We start from the raw sequence: 14,458 nt of genomic DNA, 5'->3' as shown, positions 1-14,458 counted from the left end.
GCCGCATCGGATGAAAGTAGAAAGTCTTACCCCGGGAGGTCTGTGACTAGGGCAATTGCCGGAGGTACGTGCGAGTGCTGAAGGAATCCAAGTCAACAGAAGTCAGCAGAGGGCATAGTATCCTGACGATAAAAGTCAGGAGAAGGCCTGAATTTTCTAAACAAGGAAGTGAACTTAAAGTGAGTAAAAAGAACAAACTATCGAAAGAATGCAAACATGGCATACAGGGAGATCTGTTTGCCAAGGAACAGGATTCTGTGACCAAGAAAAGAGGAGGAACCTCTCGGAAAGAGCAGAAGATAGCGTTAATTTCTCGACTGGAAGAACAGCGAACCTTGACCAGCAACACAGTAGACAAAATATCAGATCAGTTGCAGTTACTCCAAGCATTCCGAAGAGTGAAAAGCAACAATGGGACAGCCGGGATAGATGGAACAACGGTTGGAGAATACGAGCGTGAGTTATTAGCGAATATTAAACGACTACAAATCCAACTCAAGGCTGTAACCTATGAGCCAAATGCGGTAAGGGGAGTAGAGATAGAGAAACCGAACGGTGGTACACGCTTATTGGGTATACCGACCGTAGCAGACCGGTTAGTACAGCAAAGTATACAGACAGAACTGCAAATGGTATTCGACCCCTTCTTCAGTGAAAACAGCTATGGCTTTCGTCCGGGCCGATCAGCCCATCAGGCAATAGAGCGTGCGAGCGAATGTGTAAAGGAAGGCAAGATATGGGTAGTGGACATAGACTTGAAAAGTTTCTTCGATGAAATCAACCATGACCGATTAATGAATCGGCTCAGGAATAGTATCTCGGACAAGAAACTATTGAAGTTAATCCACCAATTCCTTCGTGCCGGACTCATGCAAGGCGGGGTGGAGACACAACGAATAGCGGGAACGCCACAAGGAGGCCCACTATCGCCGCTGCTGTCCAACATAGTTTTAGACGAGCTGGATAAGGAGCTAGAAGTAAGGGGTCTGAGCTTTGTACGATATGCGGACGACTGTAATATCTTTGTGGGAAGTGAAAGATCGGCCCACAGAGTGCTGGAATCCATCACGACCTATATCGAAAAGAAGCTCAAGCTAAAAGTGAACCTAGAGAAAAGCGGAGTCCGCAGATGTGATAAAGTCAAATTCTTAGGTCATACGATCATGGGAGATGGCAAAATCCGGATAGCGGATAAAAGTATCTTGAGGTTCAAGGTAAAGATCAGGGAAGTTACAAAGCGCAATCGGGCGATACCGCTTAAGAGGCTTATAAAAGAACTTAACCTGATCATCCAAGGCTGGGCAATCTACTACCGTAAATGCAACACATGGCTGAGTTCATTAAGAGAAATGGACGGATGGATACGCAACCGACTCAGATGTTATGCACTAAAACAACACGGGCGGAAATACGCAACCTACCGTTTTCTAAGGTCTCTTGGATTAGCAGAGGGTCAATCGTGGAACGCCGTGAGATTCTATGGTTGGTGGCCTATGGCCAACCTACCATATGTACGAAAGGGCATGGGCCTGGCATGGTTCGCAGGCATCGGTCTTAGGTCTTTGGTCGCTGTACAGAAGGGTTAACCTTTAGAAGAAACCGCCATGGTACGTTAAAGCGTATGCCTGGTGGTGTGGGGGGGACGGCGGTAGAATACCGCCCACCCATCCCGATTAACCACGGGTGGCAACCCGTGGACAGTGAAGACACTATCAACTCCCAACCCCGCAGCGGGTTGAACAGAGTCCCTGTTTCGGTATGTTCAACCCCTTACAGGGTTGTAAGTAAGGTGTTTTCTTCTGTCCGTGAGTTGACACTCACGGTTATTATAGTTCAGACCCTACAGGTCTGGGTTCTTTTAGTAAAATGGTTGATATATTAATTGAATCATTTCAGCGGCAGTGTTTAATAACTAGCATTCCTAAGGAGATCGAAGTATATGAATCCCATTTAAAAAAGGGGAAACTTAAACACTCTCCTAAAATTGATTAGCATTTTCCTTAATCAGCTATCAAAATTAATTCCCGAAATAAAGCGTTTAAAATAATTCTTGGACTCAGAATCCATAAAAAAAAGGTGCCGGATTTTACACCGGCACCTTTTTTATTTTTCTGTGTTTTTGCTTCTAGCAAGTACTATAGATTTGCTTTTAAGTCTTCCCAATTCCAGTCATTGTTGATTTGAGAGATGGCATGGTGTGCCGTCATGTCAAATTGACAAGGAACCACAGAAACATAGTTGTTGGCAATGGCCCATTCGTCATTGTCTTCTCCTTTGTCAAAATTGACGAAATTACCCGCCATCCAAAAATATTTACGTCCATTTGGATCGTATCTTTCTTCAAAATCCTCCTGCCATTTGGCGCGGGCTTGTCGGCAAATTTTAATGCCTTTTATTGCTTCGTTTCTCTTGGGAGGGAAATTTACATTAAGGGCCACCCCTTTAGGAATTCCATTTTCCAATACTTGACGAGCAATTTGACGAACATATTCCTTAACATGAGAGAAATCCGCTTTGGAACTGTAATCGCACAAGCTGAAACCAATAGAAGGAATGCCTTCAATGGCGCCTTCAATGGCTGCAGACATGGTGCCTGAGTAAAGTACACTTATGGAAGTGTTGCTACCATGATTGATGCCACTGACAACCAGGTCAGGCTGCTTGTCCTTCAGGACATAATGCTTGGCCAATTTCACACAGTCTACGGGTGTTCCACTGGATTTATAGGCGACGACATCGGTGAAAATCTCTTCCTCTGAAAGCCTTAAAGTATTGCCTATGGTGATGGCATGTCCCATTCCGGACTGAGGGCTATCTGGAGCTACCACTACGACATCTCCCAATTCCTTCATAACTTCTACCAAGACGCGTATTCCCTTAGATGTTATTCCATCATCATTGGAAACTAAAATTAAAGGTTTTGACATTAAGAGTTGCTTTTTAATTGATTGTAATAGGCTGTTATTCTCAAAAGATCTCCTCTTTTGTCATGGTGAAGTTTGTTTTTCCTCATATACAATTTCATCTCAGAAGATTTGTCTTCCATGACATCTTTGAGTAACACATTTTTCTTCTGATTGTATTTGAAGATTTTCTGGTCCTGAAGAAAATAGAAATTGAAGTCTAGTCTACTAAACCCTCTTCCCATTCCCATAGGCATGCCCCACATAGGATTCATATACATGCTGCGCATGCCATAAGAATTGAAACCTCGGTTATCTGTGGCAATAAACTCACGACATAAAAGCGTTATATCCTCTCCCTCAGTTAGAAGCTCAAAGAAAATGGGTGTTTTATAATCTGAATTCAAGGCATAGGGGAGACTATAAAAGGTCCTAATTCCACCATATACTTCATCAAAAATTTCAAAATAGGTGATGGAAGCAGAACTAAAAGTCTCTACAGTATTTCCTTGAACCAATACTATGTTAGCATCTAAATCGTACTTTATCTTTCCTTCGTACATTTGACCAGAACTCAGAAATACTTTTCCTGGGTGCCAGACCTGAGAAGGGAACTCTTGGGCTACAGAAATGCTTGAAATAAGTAATAAAAGCGCTATTATATTTATGGATTTTTTCATGACAGATTCAATTTTGATTCTACTCTAAATACGTAAGAAAAGTATTTTGTGTTGAATGAGTAACGAAATAATGTCACAAAGGGCTAATTTTTCATTATTTGATGGCCCATTTTATCTCTCTTGGTCTTAAGGTATTTTTCATTGTGTGGATTGGAGTGTATTTCCAAAGGAACCGTTTCTACAATCTCAAGTCCATAGCCAGACAAGCCGACTCTTTTTGTAGGATTGTTTGTGATTAGACGGATTTTGCATACTCCAAGGTCCCTAAGTATCTGAGCACCTACACCATAATCTCTTTTATCCATAGGAAAGCCCAGGGCAAGATTTGCCTGCACGGTATCCATACCCTCCTCTTGAAGTTTATAAGCCTTTAGTTTATTTATCAAGCCTATGCCCCTTCCTTCTTGATTCATATAAAGAACTATTCCTTTGCCATTTTCTTCCACCATTTTCATGGCTTCATGAAGTTGGGTCCCACAATCACACCTGCACGAACCAAAAATATCGCCTGTGATACATGAAGAATGTACTCTAACCATCACGGTATCACCTTCTTTCCATTCACCTTTAATCAAGGCCATGTGCACCTCATCAGTGTTGGTTTGCCTATAGGCTATTAGTTTGAAATCACCAAACTCGGTAGGCATTTCCACGCCAATTTCTCTTTTAATCAGGCTGTCATTTTTAAGCCGATATGCGATCAGGTCTTTTATGGAAATCAGTTTTAAGTCAAACTTTTTAGCCACATGAACTAGATCTGATAGCCGAGCCATCGTGCCGTCTTCATTCATGATCTCCACCAATACGCCTGCAGGCTGAAGTCCAGCCAAGCGTGATAAATCTATTGCAGCCTCAGTATGACCTGATCTTCGCAATACACCACCTCTTTTGGCTTTTAGCGGGAATATATGCCCTGGTTTCCCCAGTTCATCAGGATTTATATCGGGGTCAATCAAAGCCTTAATCGTCTTAGAACGATCACTAGCAGAAATGCCAGTAGTACATCCATGACCAACAAGGTCCACAGAAACGGTAAAGGGCGTTTCAAACGCTGCTGTATTTGTTCCGACCATTAATTCAAGCCCTAGCTCTTCGCATCGGTCCTCCACCAAAGGAGCACAAATTAAGCCTCGGCCATGGGTGGCCATGAAATTGATAATTTCTGGTGTTACTTTTTCTGCGGCACAAATAAAATCACCCTCGTTTTCTCGGTCATCATCATCAACGACGATTACTACCTCCCCATTTTTTATTGCCGCTATCGCGTCTTCTATTGGATCCAGATAAATAGTATCTTTCATTTTAATTTATAAAGTCTAATATATGTAATTTCAAAATTACGATTATTTATTCTACTAACCCTTTTTACCAAATTTTAGTTTAATTTTTGGAAGGGACAACATTGCCCAATTCACGGTCAATTTGAGATTTTAGCTGCGTTAATTCCATGTGCATTGTCAAAAAACCATCAATTTCATCTTCTTTGGCTACCTTAATTTTTTCTTCGAGTTCATCCCGCATTCTTTTCAGATAGGCACTTTTAAGCTTTAAAGACGTTTTATAGGTGGTGTCCGAAAGATCATCCGACTCACGTTTTGAAAAAATCTGGTGTTTTGTTTCCCAGTTTTTCGAGACCTCCCTGGTTGGGGCGATCATGTCAATTACCTCTTGGTTTATCTTGGTATTCTGGATTTTTAAGAAATAATCGAACTTGGGTAGCAAACCCTGCCTTAAAGCATTTTTATAATGTCCGAGTAATTCCTGATAGATTGGTGTGACAAAATTTAGCTCTTTGATTTCTTCAAGTAGGTATTCGCACACGTGCATTTCCTCTGATACCTTTTCAAACCCATAATTGATCAAAATCCTGATGAGTTCCCTTTCCTCCTTACTGTTACGAGGTTGGATTTTGATATTCTCCTCTGCAGGTGATCCCGGCAAAAGCTGTTCTATAGGGCTTGAGTCAGATTCTTTTTGAAACTTTGAAGGTTTATTCTTTTGCTGGTTTTTAAGTAATTGCCTGTTAAGTTCCGTGAGTAAAATCTCTTCCTCCATTCCCAAAAGTCGGGCGGATTCTTTTGAATAAACAGACCTTATAATTGGGTCCGGGACTTTAGAAATACTTAACACCACCTGACGAATGGCTTCTGCTTTTTTGATAGGGTCTTCTGCTGCGTCTTTGGCAAAAAGATCGATTTTAAAATGAATAAAATCCTTTTCTTCCTTCTCAAGGAATTTGCGAAAACCGTCTTTTCCAGACTTTCTGGCAAAACTATCCGGATCCTCATTGGGAGGAAAGACCACCGCTTTCACGTTCAATCCACCTTCAAGAAGCATGTCAATACCCCTTAATGATGCATTTATACCCGCATCATCCCCATCATAAAGTACGGTGACCTGATCCGTAAATCTTTTGATTAATTTGATTTGACTTTCAGTAAGTGAGGTCCCTGATGAAGCGACCACATTTTCCACTCCTGCCAAATGCATGGAAATGACGTCAGTATAACCTTCTACGAGGTAACATTTATCCGTTTGTCTTATGGACTGCTTTGCCTGGTAAATTCCATATAGCACATCACTCTTATGATAAATGGCTGTTTCAGGAGAATTTATGTATTTGGGCTGCTTTTTATCCTGCGTCATTATCCGGGCACCAAAAGCAATTGCTTTTCCGCTCAGGTTATGAATAGGAAACATCACCCTACCCCTAAATCTATCGTAAAAATTTCCCGGTTTATTCTCTCGCTCAAGAATTAGCCCCGCTTTTAGTAAGTTGGACTCCTCAAATCCAGCCGCTTTGGCTTTGTTTAGTAGATGGTCCCAACCGTCTAAAGAATAGCCAAGCTCAAACTTTTCTATGGTTGCAGGGTCAAATCCACGTTCTTTTAAATAGCTAAGGCCAATTGATGCTCCTTCTCCGGATTCCAGGTTTTTGTGGAAAAAATCCTTGGCATAATTTAGGGCGATGTATAGGCTCTCTTTCTCATTGTACTCCTGTATATCGGCAGGATCAAGGCTGTTTTCTTCTTCTACCTCTATCCCATATTTTTTAGCAAGGTGCCGGATGGCTTCCGTAAATCCCAAGCCCTCAATATCCATGATAAATTGAATGGGATCCCCAGCCTTACCACAACCAAAGCATTTGTAGATTTGCTTGGCAGGAGAAACGGAGAATGAAGGGGTGCTTTCCTGATGAAATGGACAACATGCCCAGAAGTTTTGCCCTTTTCTTTTCAACGGGACATAATCACTCACTACTTCTTCTATGTCTACCTGCTCTCTTACTTTGTCCGTTGTCTGATTAGATATGGCCATAATTTTCTATCGAAGTGTAAAGATAAGATTTATGAACGAGAATTCTTTAAGCCCGGCCATTCCAAAATTAGAAACTATTTTTCTCATCTTGAAGTTGAGAAGGAAGCTAAATGTATCCGTCTAAGGGTTAAATTATCTTAAATTGCCTTTTTAAAGGTAATTCTGTATTGGGCAAATTTTGGCTTAATACAAAAGCGAGGTATCTTGTTGGCAAAACGAACTTTATGCCAACTGATTATGAAATAAAGTGACAATTTGCCAAGAGGAAACGGTAGCTGTACAAACCAGCGATCCAATTAGGATGTAAGTATAGAAAGCGCAAATCCCGGCATAAAACATGAAAATATTTTATTAACGGGGGATTAGCTATAAATTGCATAAAAATCAAAAATCAGGAATGAATATTTCTAAGGAAAAAGTTTTAAAAGCCCTGTCAACGGTAGAGGATCCCGATTTAAAAAAGGATCTGGTTACTCTCGGAATGATTCAAGGTTTGGAAATTATAAGTGACCAAAAAATTTCTTTCAAAGTGGTATTGACCACTCCTGCCTGTCCTTTAAAGGAATTGATCAGGATAAACTGTGAAGAAGCAATAAAGAAGGCTTTTGGTGGGGAAGTTAAGGCGGATATATTGATGACTTCAAATGTAACTACCGTTCGTAATGATGCGCCAATGCTGCCGAATGTTAAAAACATCATTGCCATAGCATCAGGAAAAGGTGGGGTAGGTAAGAGCACTTGTTCCTCGAACCTGGCTGTAGCCTTGGCAAAGTTAGGGGCAAAGGTAGGTTTGATTGATGCTGATATTTCTGGTCCATCAGTACCTACCATGTTTAATGTAGAAGGGGAACAACCTGCCATTAAACAAGAAAACGGTAAAAATATAATTGTTCCTATAGAACAATATGGGGTGAAATTGATGTCTATCGGCTTTTTAACGCCTGCCGAAAATGCTGTTGTTTGGAGAGGGCCAATGGCCAGTTCTGCACTAAAACAGTTTATAGGAGATGTGGACTGGGGCGAATTAGATTATTTATTAATTGATTTACCTCCGGGAACTTCAGACATCCACCTTACCATGGTGCAAACCTTACCTGTAACAGGAGCGGTGATTGTCACCACGCCTCAAAAGGTAGCGCTTGCAGATGCTACTAAGGCTTTGACGATGTTTAAGCAACCCCAGATCAATGTCCCGATCTTAGGAGTTGTAGAAAATATGGCTTACTTTACACCTGATGAATTGCCTGACAATAAGTACTATATATTTGGTCAGGGAGGTGGTCGCAAACTTTCTGAAAAATACGACGTTACTTACTTAGGAGAGATACCTCTTGTGCAAGGGATTAGAGAAAGTGGAGACAGTGGTTATCCTGCAGTATTGAAGGATGGAATTATGGCAAAAGCTTTCAGTGATTTTGCCGAAGGTGTCGCCAGACAGGTAGCAATTAGAAATGCTGCGTCAAGTAAAACAGAAGTAGTTCAGGTTAAAGTATAAAGACAATGTTGGATCAATACAAAGATCAGATTGAAAAGGCGCTAGATACGATCAGACCCTATTTGGAAGCAGATGGTGGTAATGTGAGAATCGTAGGGCTTTCCGAAGATATGGTTCTACAATTAGAATTATTAGGAACTTGTAGTTCATGTCCCATGTCTACAATGACACTAAAAGCAGGTGTAGAAGAAGCAATAAAAAAAGCTATTCCTGAAATTGTCAGTGTAGAAGCAGTAAATGTAGAAGTAGCCTGACTTATCACTCGATCTATGGTTAATAATTACAATGCACTGGTACTCAATTTGGTATCAGTGCTATTCTTTTTTTTGTGGGGTATACATGCCTCCGTTGGTCAAGTCGTAACCACACCTGATACTGTTGGAAGTACTCTGGATCGATGTGGCACCGTGTTTTTTGAAAAAAAGCAAGCCCAGTCTTTGGGGTATTTTGGTACCCGACAGTATTTTGAAAGTTGGGTGGATACCAAGGGTGTCCAAATGAAGCAAGAGCGTCAGGCAAACCGATCACTTGCTGATGAAATCAAAAGATTGCCAGTTGTTGTTCATATTATTCACAATGGGGAGACCATTGGGGAGGGCGCAAATATATCCGATGCCCAAATTCTGGACCAAATAAGAATTCTTAATGAAGATTTTCAGATGCAAAATGCAGATTTTGTAGCCAACACGCCCACTGAATTCTTAAATGTAGCGGGCAATGCTGGAATTGAATTTGTTTTGGCGAAGCAAGATCCTCAAGGATTGCCTTCTATAGGGATTAACAGGGTCCAAGGGCCAAAAGATTCCTACAGTTTAAATGATGCTGCTTTGGTGGGGCAATTGGCTTTATGGGCTCCAGAAGAATATATTAACATCTGGGTTTTGCCACTTACTCCTCCAACTATTGGCTATGCAGGCTTTCCAGTTTCTGATGAATTGGATGGATTAAATAATTCTATACCTACCCGACAAACAGACGGGGTTTCCATTGATTATCGTTACTTTGGAAGTGTTGGCAATATCTCCCAAAACTCTAAGGGTAGAACTGCTACCCATGAAATGGGGCACTTTTTAGGGCTTAGGCATATATGGGGAGATGGTGGATGCGAGGTAGATGATTTTGTGACTGATACACCTTTGCAAAATCAATCCAATAATACTTGTATCGTAACCCCCAGGTTTACTTGCGACACAAGAGATATGGTGGAAAATTTCATGGACTATACGCCAGATCGCTGCATGAGTTTGTTTACTGAAGGTCAGGTGGACCGTATGGATGTCATTCTTGCTTTTAGTCCCAGAAGGGCATCTTTATCTACAAGCCGAGCGCTAAATGATCCTCAATTATTTGACAGGGATATAGAACTTACTGAAATTAAATCACCTCTAGGGTATATTTGTAGCAATACCGTTTTCCCCATTATTGAAGTGGTGAATAAAGGAAAAGAGACAGTCACTAAAATAAGAGTTAGTATCCGTGCCAATGGAGCCGAACTTGAAACGAAAGATTTTATAGTTGATCTTGCTTCAGAAGAATCAGCGCTACTGGAGTTTAATTCCATAAATTTGAATGCTGTAAGCAATGCGTTTTCTGCAGAAGTATTACTGGTAAATGACGCGGAAGATAACGACCAGTCAAATAATGAGCTGTCCATAACGGCTATCATGCCAGACTTTGAAGCCTTACCCTATGCCTACCCTGGGCATGATGTGGTGTCGGGTTGGGAATTTATTAATGAAGACAATGACTACACCTGGACACCCATTAATCTTCAGATTGATAACACAACGAAGGATGTATTCTTTCTCAATGGGTTTGATTATAGTGGACAGGGAGAATTGGATTATTTAGTAAGTCCGGTTTTTGACCTTTCTGATTTACAAAATCCCCAATTGTCATTTGATTTATCCTATTCTCCTTTCTCCAACAGTGCTTTCAGTGAAACATTGATAGTAGCCGTTTCCACTGATTGTGGAAATACCTTTAATTTACTTTTGGCACCCTATAATAAATCGGGGTCCACCCTTGCCACTTTAGAAGGGTCTGTAAATGAGTTTTTCCCTTCTTCCGAGCAGCAGTTTAGGAAAGAAGTGGTAAACCTTAGTGCCTATGCCGGCCAGAATAATGTCAGATTGGCTTTCGTGTCTATAAACGGATATGGTAACAACGTTTTCCTTAAAAACATAAGCATTGATACGGAAGAATCCTTACGCTACCAGTTGGAGATAAATGAAGTGCTGGAGCCCTTACCAGTTGTAAATGGCGATCAGGTCTTGGACAAATTAAGCCTTTCTAATACTGGTAATCTTGATTTATCTAGTTTTTATGTGAGTAAAAGTGTCAACGGGGTCATAGATGAATCGACTTTAATAGAAGACATTAATTTGGAGGTTGGTGAGTCTACCTCAGTTGATTTAACCAATTACTTTGATAGTGGCTTGAACGAAGTTGTCCACCAGGTTTCCGGGCCTAATTTTGACCAGAATACAGGTGGTGGAGATCAATTGACCAGGTATTTTATACAAAATGATATTAGTATTTTGGCTCCCTGGCGCCAAAATTTTGACTCAGGCCTTGAGGATTGGATCACCATCAATCCGGAAAATAATTTAAGTCTCTGGCAGGTAGTCTCTTCTTCGGGAGAGGATAACAATCAGGTAGTCTTAGGCAATATGATTTCAAACAATAGTTATTGGTTGGTGTCCCCGGAATTCTCTTTAGTTGGAACCGGAAAAGCGGGATTGATTTTTGATTGGGGAGGAAATGGTTTTGCTTCTGAAGGCGCAACAAATTTCTCGGTGATGGTAAGTACAGATGGAGGCCAAACGGGCCAACTGGTTTGGGAGGTATCTGGTGATGACCTTAATAAAGAAATTTCATCTATCAATTCCAGTGATCCATCGGAAAGCAGCTTTATAAACCTTAATAACTTTGCTGGGGAGGAGAAAGTAAGGATTTACTTCAAAGTAAATAACACCAATGATACCAATGCTTTGCTGCTTTTGGACAATGTCTCATTGTATTTGTCTGATGACCCGGATCCAGTGATTCCTGAGTTAAACCAATCTCTTATTTATCCAAACCCTGCAAATGACAATTTCCATATTTCCTTTAATTTAACAGATTACCAGGAGGTAGAAATTCAGTTTTTCAATACATCTGGTCAAAAGGTTTACGGTGTTAATTTCCCCAATACCTTGAATCAAACCTATTCATTTGGAAAAGAACATCTTAGGAGTGGATTATTTGTTGTTAAGATAATGGGTGAAGATTTCTTATTGACCAAAAAATTGGTTTTACACTGATACCAAAAACTGAAATCAACCGTTCTTTCAGAAAAAAAATATTGGTAATTTACCAGATATAAATTATAGCATTAATTTGCAGTAGTATTAAGAAAAAATAAAAGTTTTGCATCCTTAGAAATTGGATCAAATCTTGCAATAGACATAATATGAGTGATTTTAAAGTAGGTATTAAGAAAGTAGGGATCCATCTTTCAATTATTTTGGCCATTACTTTTGGGCTTTTGTTCGTTTTTTTTAAAGTTTATTTACCTGATTATACCCACCATGGGGAATCTGTATCTGTTCCTGATTTGGAAGGTTTCCAGTATGATGAAGTACAAGATTACCTGGAAGGCAGGAATCTGAGAATGGAAATTACCCTGGACAGTGGGTTTGTTGCGGATGCGAGACCACTCGAAGTATTGAAACAAAACCCTAAGCCGGGAGCAAAGGTAAAGCAGGATAGGAAAATTTATTTAACACTTAACGCAAAAAATGCACCATTGATCAAGATGCCGAAGCTGGTCAATACCCAGCTAAAGAATGCACAAGAAATTTTATCCAACTATGGCTTGGTTAGAGGAGACATTGTCTATGTTCCGGATATTGGTCATAACGTAGTGCTAGAGCAAAAATATAGAGGTAGAGAAATCAAAGAAGGCTTGGAAATACCCAAAGGCTCACAAATTGACTTGGTGGTAGGCGATGGCCTGGGAAATCAGATTTTGGAAATGCCAAGTATCATAGGTATGGATAACCTTGAGGCGGAGTTTTTGATCCTGGGATCTGGATTGAGTATGGGCAATATTAATTATGTAGAAACGGATACTGTACCCAAAGGAACAGTAATAAAACAACTCCCACCTTCAGGGTTGAAGATGAAAACAGGAGAACGAGTGGACATTTGGGTTTCTGAACTTGGCCGAGAAATTAACTTTTAATGAATAAGCTTAGGGGATCGGTTCTGATTTGTGGTTTACTATTTGGATTCTATGCCAGTCCGAATTGTATGGCCCAATTTCGGCAATTACCGATGGCCTCAGCACCTGTACCCGAAAAAAATGTAGCTAGCAATAATTTAAGAACCACAGAAGATGCTTTACAGCTTCCTTTTTGGGATGATTTTTCATCAGGCAATTATTCCCCATTACTTTGGGAGGCAAAAGGAGTAAACGCATCACTTACGATGGGCCTGGCCCCTCCATCTTTAGGAGTTGTCGTTTTAGATGGAGTAGATGAAGATGGACATCCCTATTCAACTACCAAATTGGAGCAAGGGGAAGGGGATCAATTGACGTCCAAACCTATAGATTTGTCGACCCCGGCAGCTACCAATGATGTTTACCTTAGTTTTTATTGGCAGGCTGGTGGCAAGGGAGAACGTCCGGATGATTCAGATGTACTTGAGTTGTTTTTTTTAGCTTCAGATGGCGATTGGGAGTTGGTATGGAGCCAAAAAGGAGAAGGTGATTTGTCAACAGATGTATTTGTTCAGGTAATGTTGCCCGTTCCTGAAGAATTTCAATATGATGCCTTTCAATTTAAATTTCAACAGTCCGGAAGGCTTTCTGGTCCGTTTGATACCTGGCTGTTGGATTATATTTACCTAAATAAAGGCAGAACTCCAACGGATAGATTTCCGGAAGACAGGGCGCTTACGCAATTGCCTGGCAGTCCGTTTTTCCCTTATTATGCCATACCATTTTTTGAGTTGGACCAAGAAAAAATTACAGCACCTATAGGCAACGAGTTTAATAACCTGGCCAATAGGTTTAGGGCAATTGAATATACAGTTAGCCTTAAAAATAAAGCAACGGGAGCGCTTTTGGAAGAACCCAATAGCCAAACCCCTTTTAATCCAGTACCCCAAGCCTTGGAGCGTAGGGCGTTTACCAGCAGTAACCTCGAAAAAGAGGGCCTTGTTGATTTAATAGATGAGCCTATGGACGTGGAGGTGCTGATGTTTATAAGGGCTGGAGATACCTTTTTGGAGGCGGGAGCGGGTGAAGCCCAAACTTTCAATGTGGATTTTCGAGTGAACGATACAAGCAAGATGGTGATTCCTATTAGGGACTATTATGCCTATGACAATGGCACAGCAGATTATGCTGCAGGAATCAACCAAAGAGGGGGGATGCTTGCGCTATCTTATGAGTTGTCAACTCCTTCCTATTTGTCAGGTGTTAGCATTCAATTTGTCAATGCTGCCCAACGAAACAATGCAATAGAATTAATGGTTTGGGATTCAATTGCCAATGAACCTGTGTATCAAGAAGAGGTATTGATTCCTAATGATGCTGGAATAGGTAGTTTCTCCTATTTCCCTTTGGATACAAATCTCCTTGTTAAGGATCATTTCTTTATTGGTTTCACTCAGTTTTCAAATGATTATATATACATAGGTTTGGACAAGAGTGGAGACACGGGTGACAAGATTTTCTATAATGTGTTAGGTGCATGGCAGCAAAATGATTTGGTAAGCGGCAATCTAATGATGCGCCCGCATTTAAGCCTAAGCCCGGTGGTAGAAGCGTCTGAGCTGTCTGCAGTAGATTTATTGTTTTACCCAAACCCAGTAACGGAGAGGTTGTTCATAATGGGTGAAGTAGCCGATATAAAAGTATTTGATTTCCAAGGTAGGCTGATAAATATACCTCAAGAGGTGGATAAAGATGGTAAAATTCTTAATTTTACTGAAAGTCAAAAAGGGATGTACCTCATCAATATGGTGAAAAATGGGCAACCTTTAACAAGAAGAATTATTGTTAAATAAGC

The 14,458-nt window shown here is 40.6% G+C and carries 10 protein-coding genes; 6 read left to right on the top strand and 4 right to left on the bottom strand.

All coding sequences use genetic code 11. The features are described 5' to 3' along the window. Positions 1–74: 74 nt before the first annotated feature. Entirely contained in the window at positions 75–1,586 is a 1,512-nt protein-coding gene (gene ltrA / locus AC0L7T_RS19285; RefSeq protein WP_473337647.1) for a group II intron reverse transcriptase/maturase, read from the top strand. A gap of 549 nt (positions 1,587–2,135) precedes the next feature. Here ltrA and surE read toward each other — a convergent pair. From surE to dnaG, 4 genes are all read right to left on the bottom strand, one after another. Continuing rightward, positions 2,136–2,927, bottom strand: a complete 792-nt coding sequence (gene surE / locus AC0L7T_RS19280; RefSeq protein ID WP_473337646.1) for a 5'/3'-nucleotidase SurE — start codon at positions 2,925–2,927, stop codon at positions 2,136–2,138. Continuing rightward, positions 2,927–3,583 carry a hypothetical protein gene (locus AC0L7T_RS19275; protein ID WP_473337644.1) on the bottom strand — a complete coding sequence of 219 codons (657 nt, stop codon included), beginning with the start codon at positions 3,581–3,583 and terminating at the stop codon, positions 2,927–2,929. The genes surE and AC0L7T_RS19275 overlap by 1 nt, the downstream gene beginning before the upstream one ends. 83 nt (positions 3,584–3,666) lie before the next feature. Continuing rightward, on the bottom strand, positions 3,667–4,884 hold the full coding sequence (locus AC0L7T_RS19270; protein WP_473337643.1) for a bifunctional 3,4-dihydroxy-2-butanone-4-phosphate synthase/GTP cyclohydrolase II: 1,218 nt from the start codon (positions 4,882–4,884) through the stop codon (positions 3,667–3,669). 79 nt (positions 4,885–4,963) lie between these two features. Beyond that, on the bottom strand, positions 4,964–6,901 hold the full coding sequence (gene dnaG / locus AC0L7T_RS19265; protein ID WP_473337641.1) for a DNA primase: 1,938 nt from the start codon (positions 6,899–6,901) through the stop codon (positions 4,964–4,966). A gap of 397 nt (positions 6,902–7,298) precedes the next feature. Between dnaG and AC0L7T_RS19260 the strand changes: the two genes are divergently transcribed. The 5 genes from AC0L7T_RS19260 (at position 7,299) to AC0L7T_RS19240 (ending at position 14,456) form a co-directional block, all read left to right on the top strand. Beyond that, positions 7,299–8,396, top strand: coding sequence for an Mrp/NBP35 family ATP-binding protein (locus tag AC0L7T_RS19260; protein ID WP_473337638.1), 1,098 nt, complete (start codon positions 7,299–7,301; stop codon positions 8,394–8,396). 5 nt (positions 8,397–8,401) lie between these two features. Next, positions 8,402–8,650 carry a NifU family protein gene (locus tag AC0L7T_RS19255; protein WP_473337637.1) on the top strand — a complete coding sequence of 83 codons (249 nt, stop codon included), beginning with the start codon at positions 8,402–8,404 and terminating at the stop codon, positions 8,648–8,650. Between the two features lie 15 nt (positions 8,651–8,665). Further along, positions 8,666–11,701 (top strand): choice-of-anchor J domain-containing protein, encoded by a 3,036-nt coding sequence (locus AC0L7T_RS19250; RefSeq protein ID WP_473337636.1) that lies wholly within the window; start codon positions 8,666–8,668, stop codon positions 11,699–11,701. A 149-nt stretch (positions 11,702–11,850) separates the two neighbouring features. Further along, positions 11,851–12,624, top strand: coding sequence for a PASTA domain-containing protein (locus tag AC0L7T_RS19245; RefSeq protein WP_473337635.1), 774 nt, complete (start codon positions 11,851–11,853; stop codon positions 12,622–12,624). Beyond that, positions 12,624–14,456 (top strand): T9SS type A sorting domain-containing protein, encoded by a 1,833-nt coding sequence (locus tag AC0L7T_RS19240; RefSeq protein ID WP_473337634.1) that lies wholly within the window; start codon positions 12,624–12,626, stop codon positions 14,454–14,456. Before AC0L7T_RS19245 ends, AC0L7T_RS19240 begins: the two co-directional genes overlap by 1 nt. Positions 14,457–14,458: the final 2 nt, after the last annotated feature.

The organism is Cyclobacterium sp. 10D3-21 (genome assembly GCF_055809755.1).
The sequence above is the reverse complement of the archived record's forward strand: the minus strand, read 5'-3'. Positions and strand labels throughout refer to the sequence as shown.

Bases quoted from the DNA above. Each gene is read 5' to 3' on its own strand.
- surE (WP_473337646.1), bottom strand. From the start codon at position 2,927: ATGTCAAAACCTTTAATTTTAGTTTCCAATGATGATGGAATAACATCT.
- AC0L7T_RS19275 (WP_473337644.1), bottom strand. From the start codon at position 3,583: ATGAAAAAATCCATAAATATAATAGCGCTTTTATTACTTATTTCAAGC.
- AC0L7T_RS19270 (WP_473337643.1), bottom strand. From the start codon at position 4,884: ATGAAAGATACTATTTATCTGGATCCAATAGAAGACGCGATAGCGGCA.
- dnaG (WP_473337641.1), bottom strand. From the start codon at position 6,901: ATGGCCATATCTAATCAGACAACGGACAAAGTAAGAGAGCAGGTAGAC.
- AC0L7T_RS19260 (WP_473337638.1), top strand. From the start codon at position 7,299: ATGAATATTTCTAAGGAAAAAGTTTTAAAAGCCCTGTCAACGGTAGAG.
- AC0L7T_RS19255 (WP_473337637.1), top strand. From the start codon at position 8,402: ATGTTGGATCAATACAAAGATCAGATTGAAAAGGCGCTAGATACGATC.
- AC0L7T_RS19250 (WP_473337636.1), top strand. From the start codon at position 8,666: ATGGTTAATAATTACAATGCACTGGTACTCAATTTGGTATCAGTGCTA.
- AC0L7T_RS19245 (WP_473337635.1), top strand. From the start codon at position 11,851: ATGAGTGATTTTAAAGTAGGTATTAAGAAAGTAGGGATCCATCTTTCA.
- AC0L7T_RS19240 (WP_473337634.1), top strand. From the start codon at position 12,624: ATGAATAAGCTTAGGGGATCGGTTCTGATTTGTGGTTTACTATTTGGA.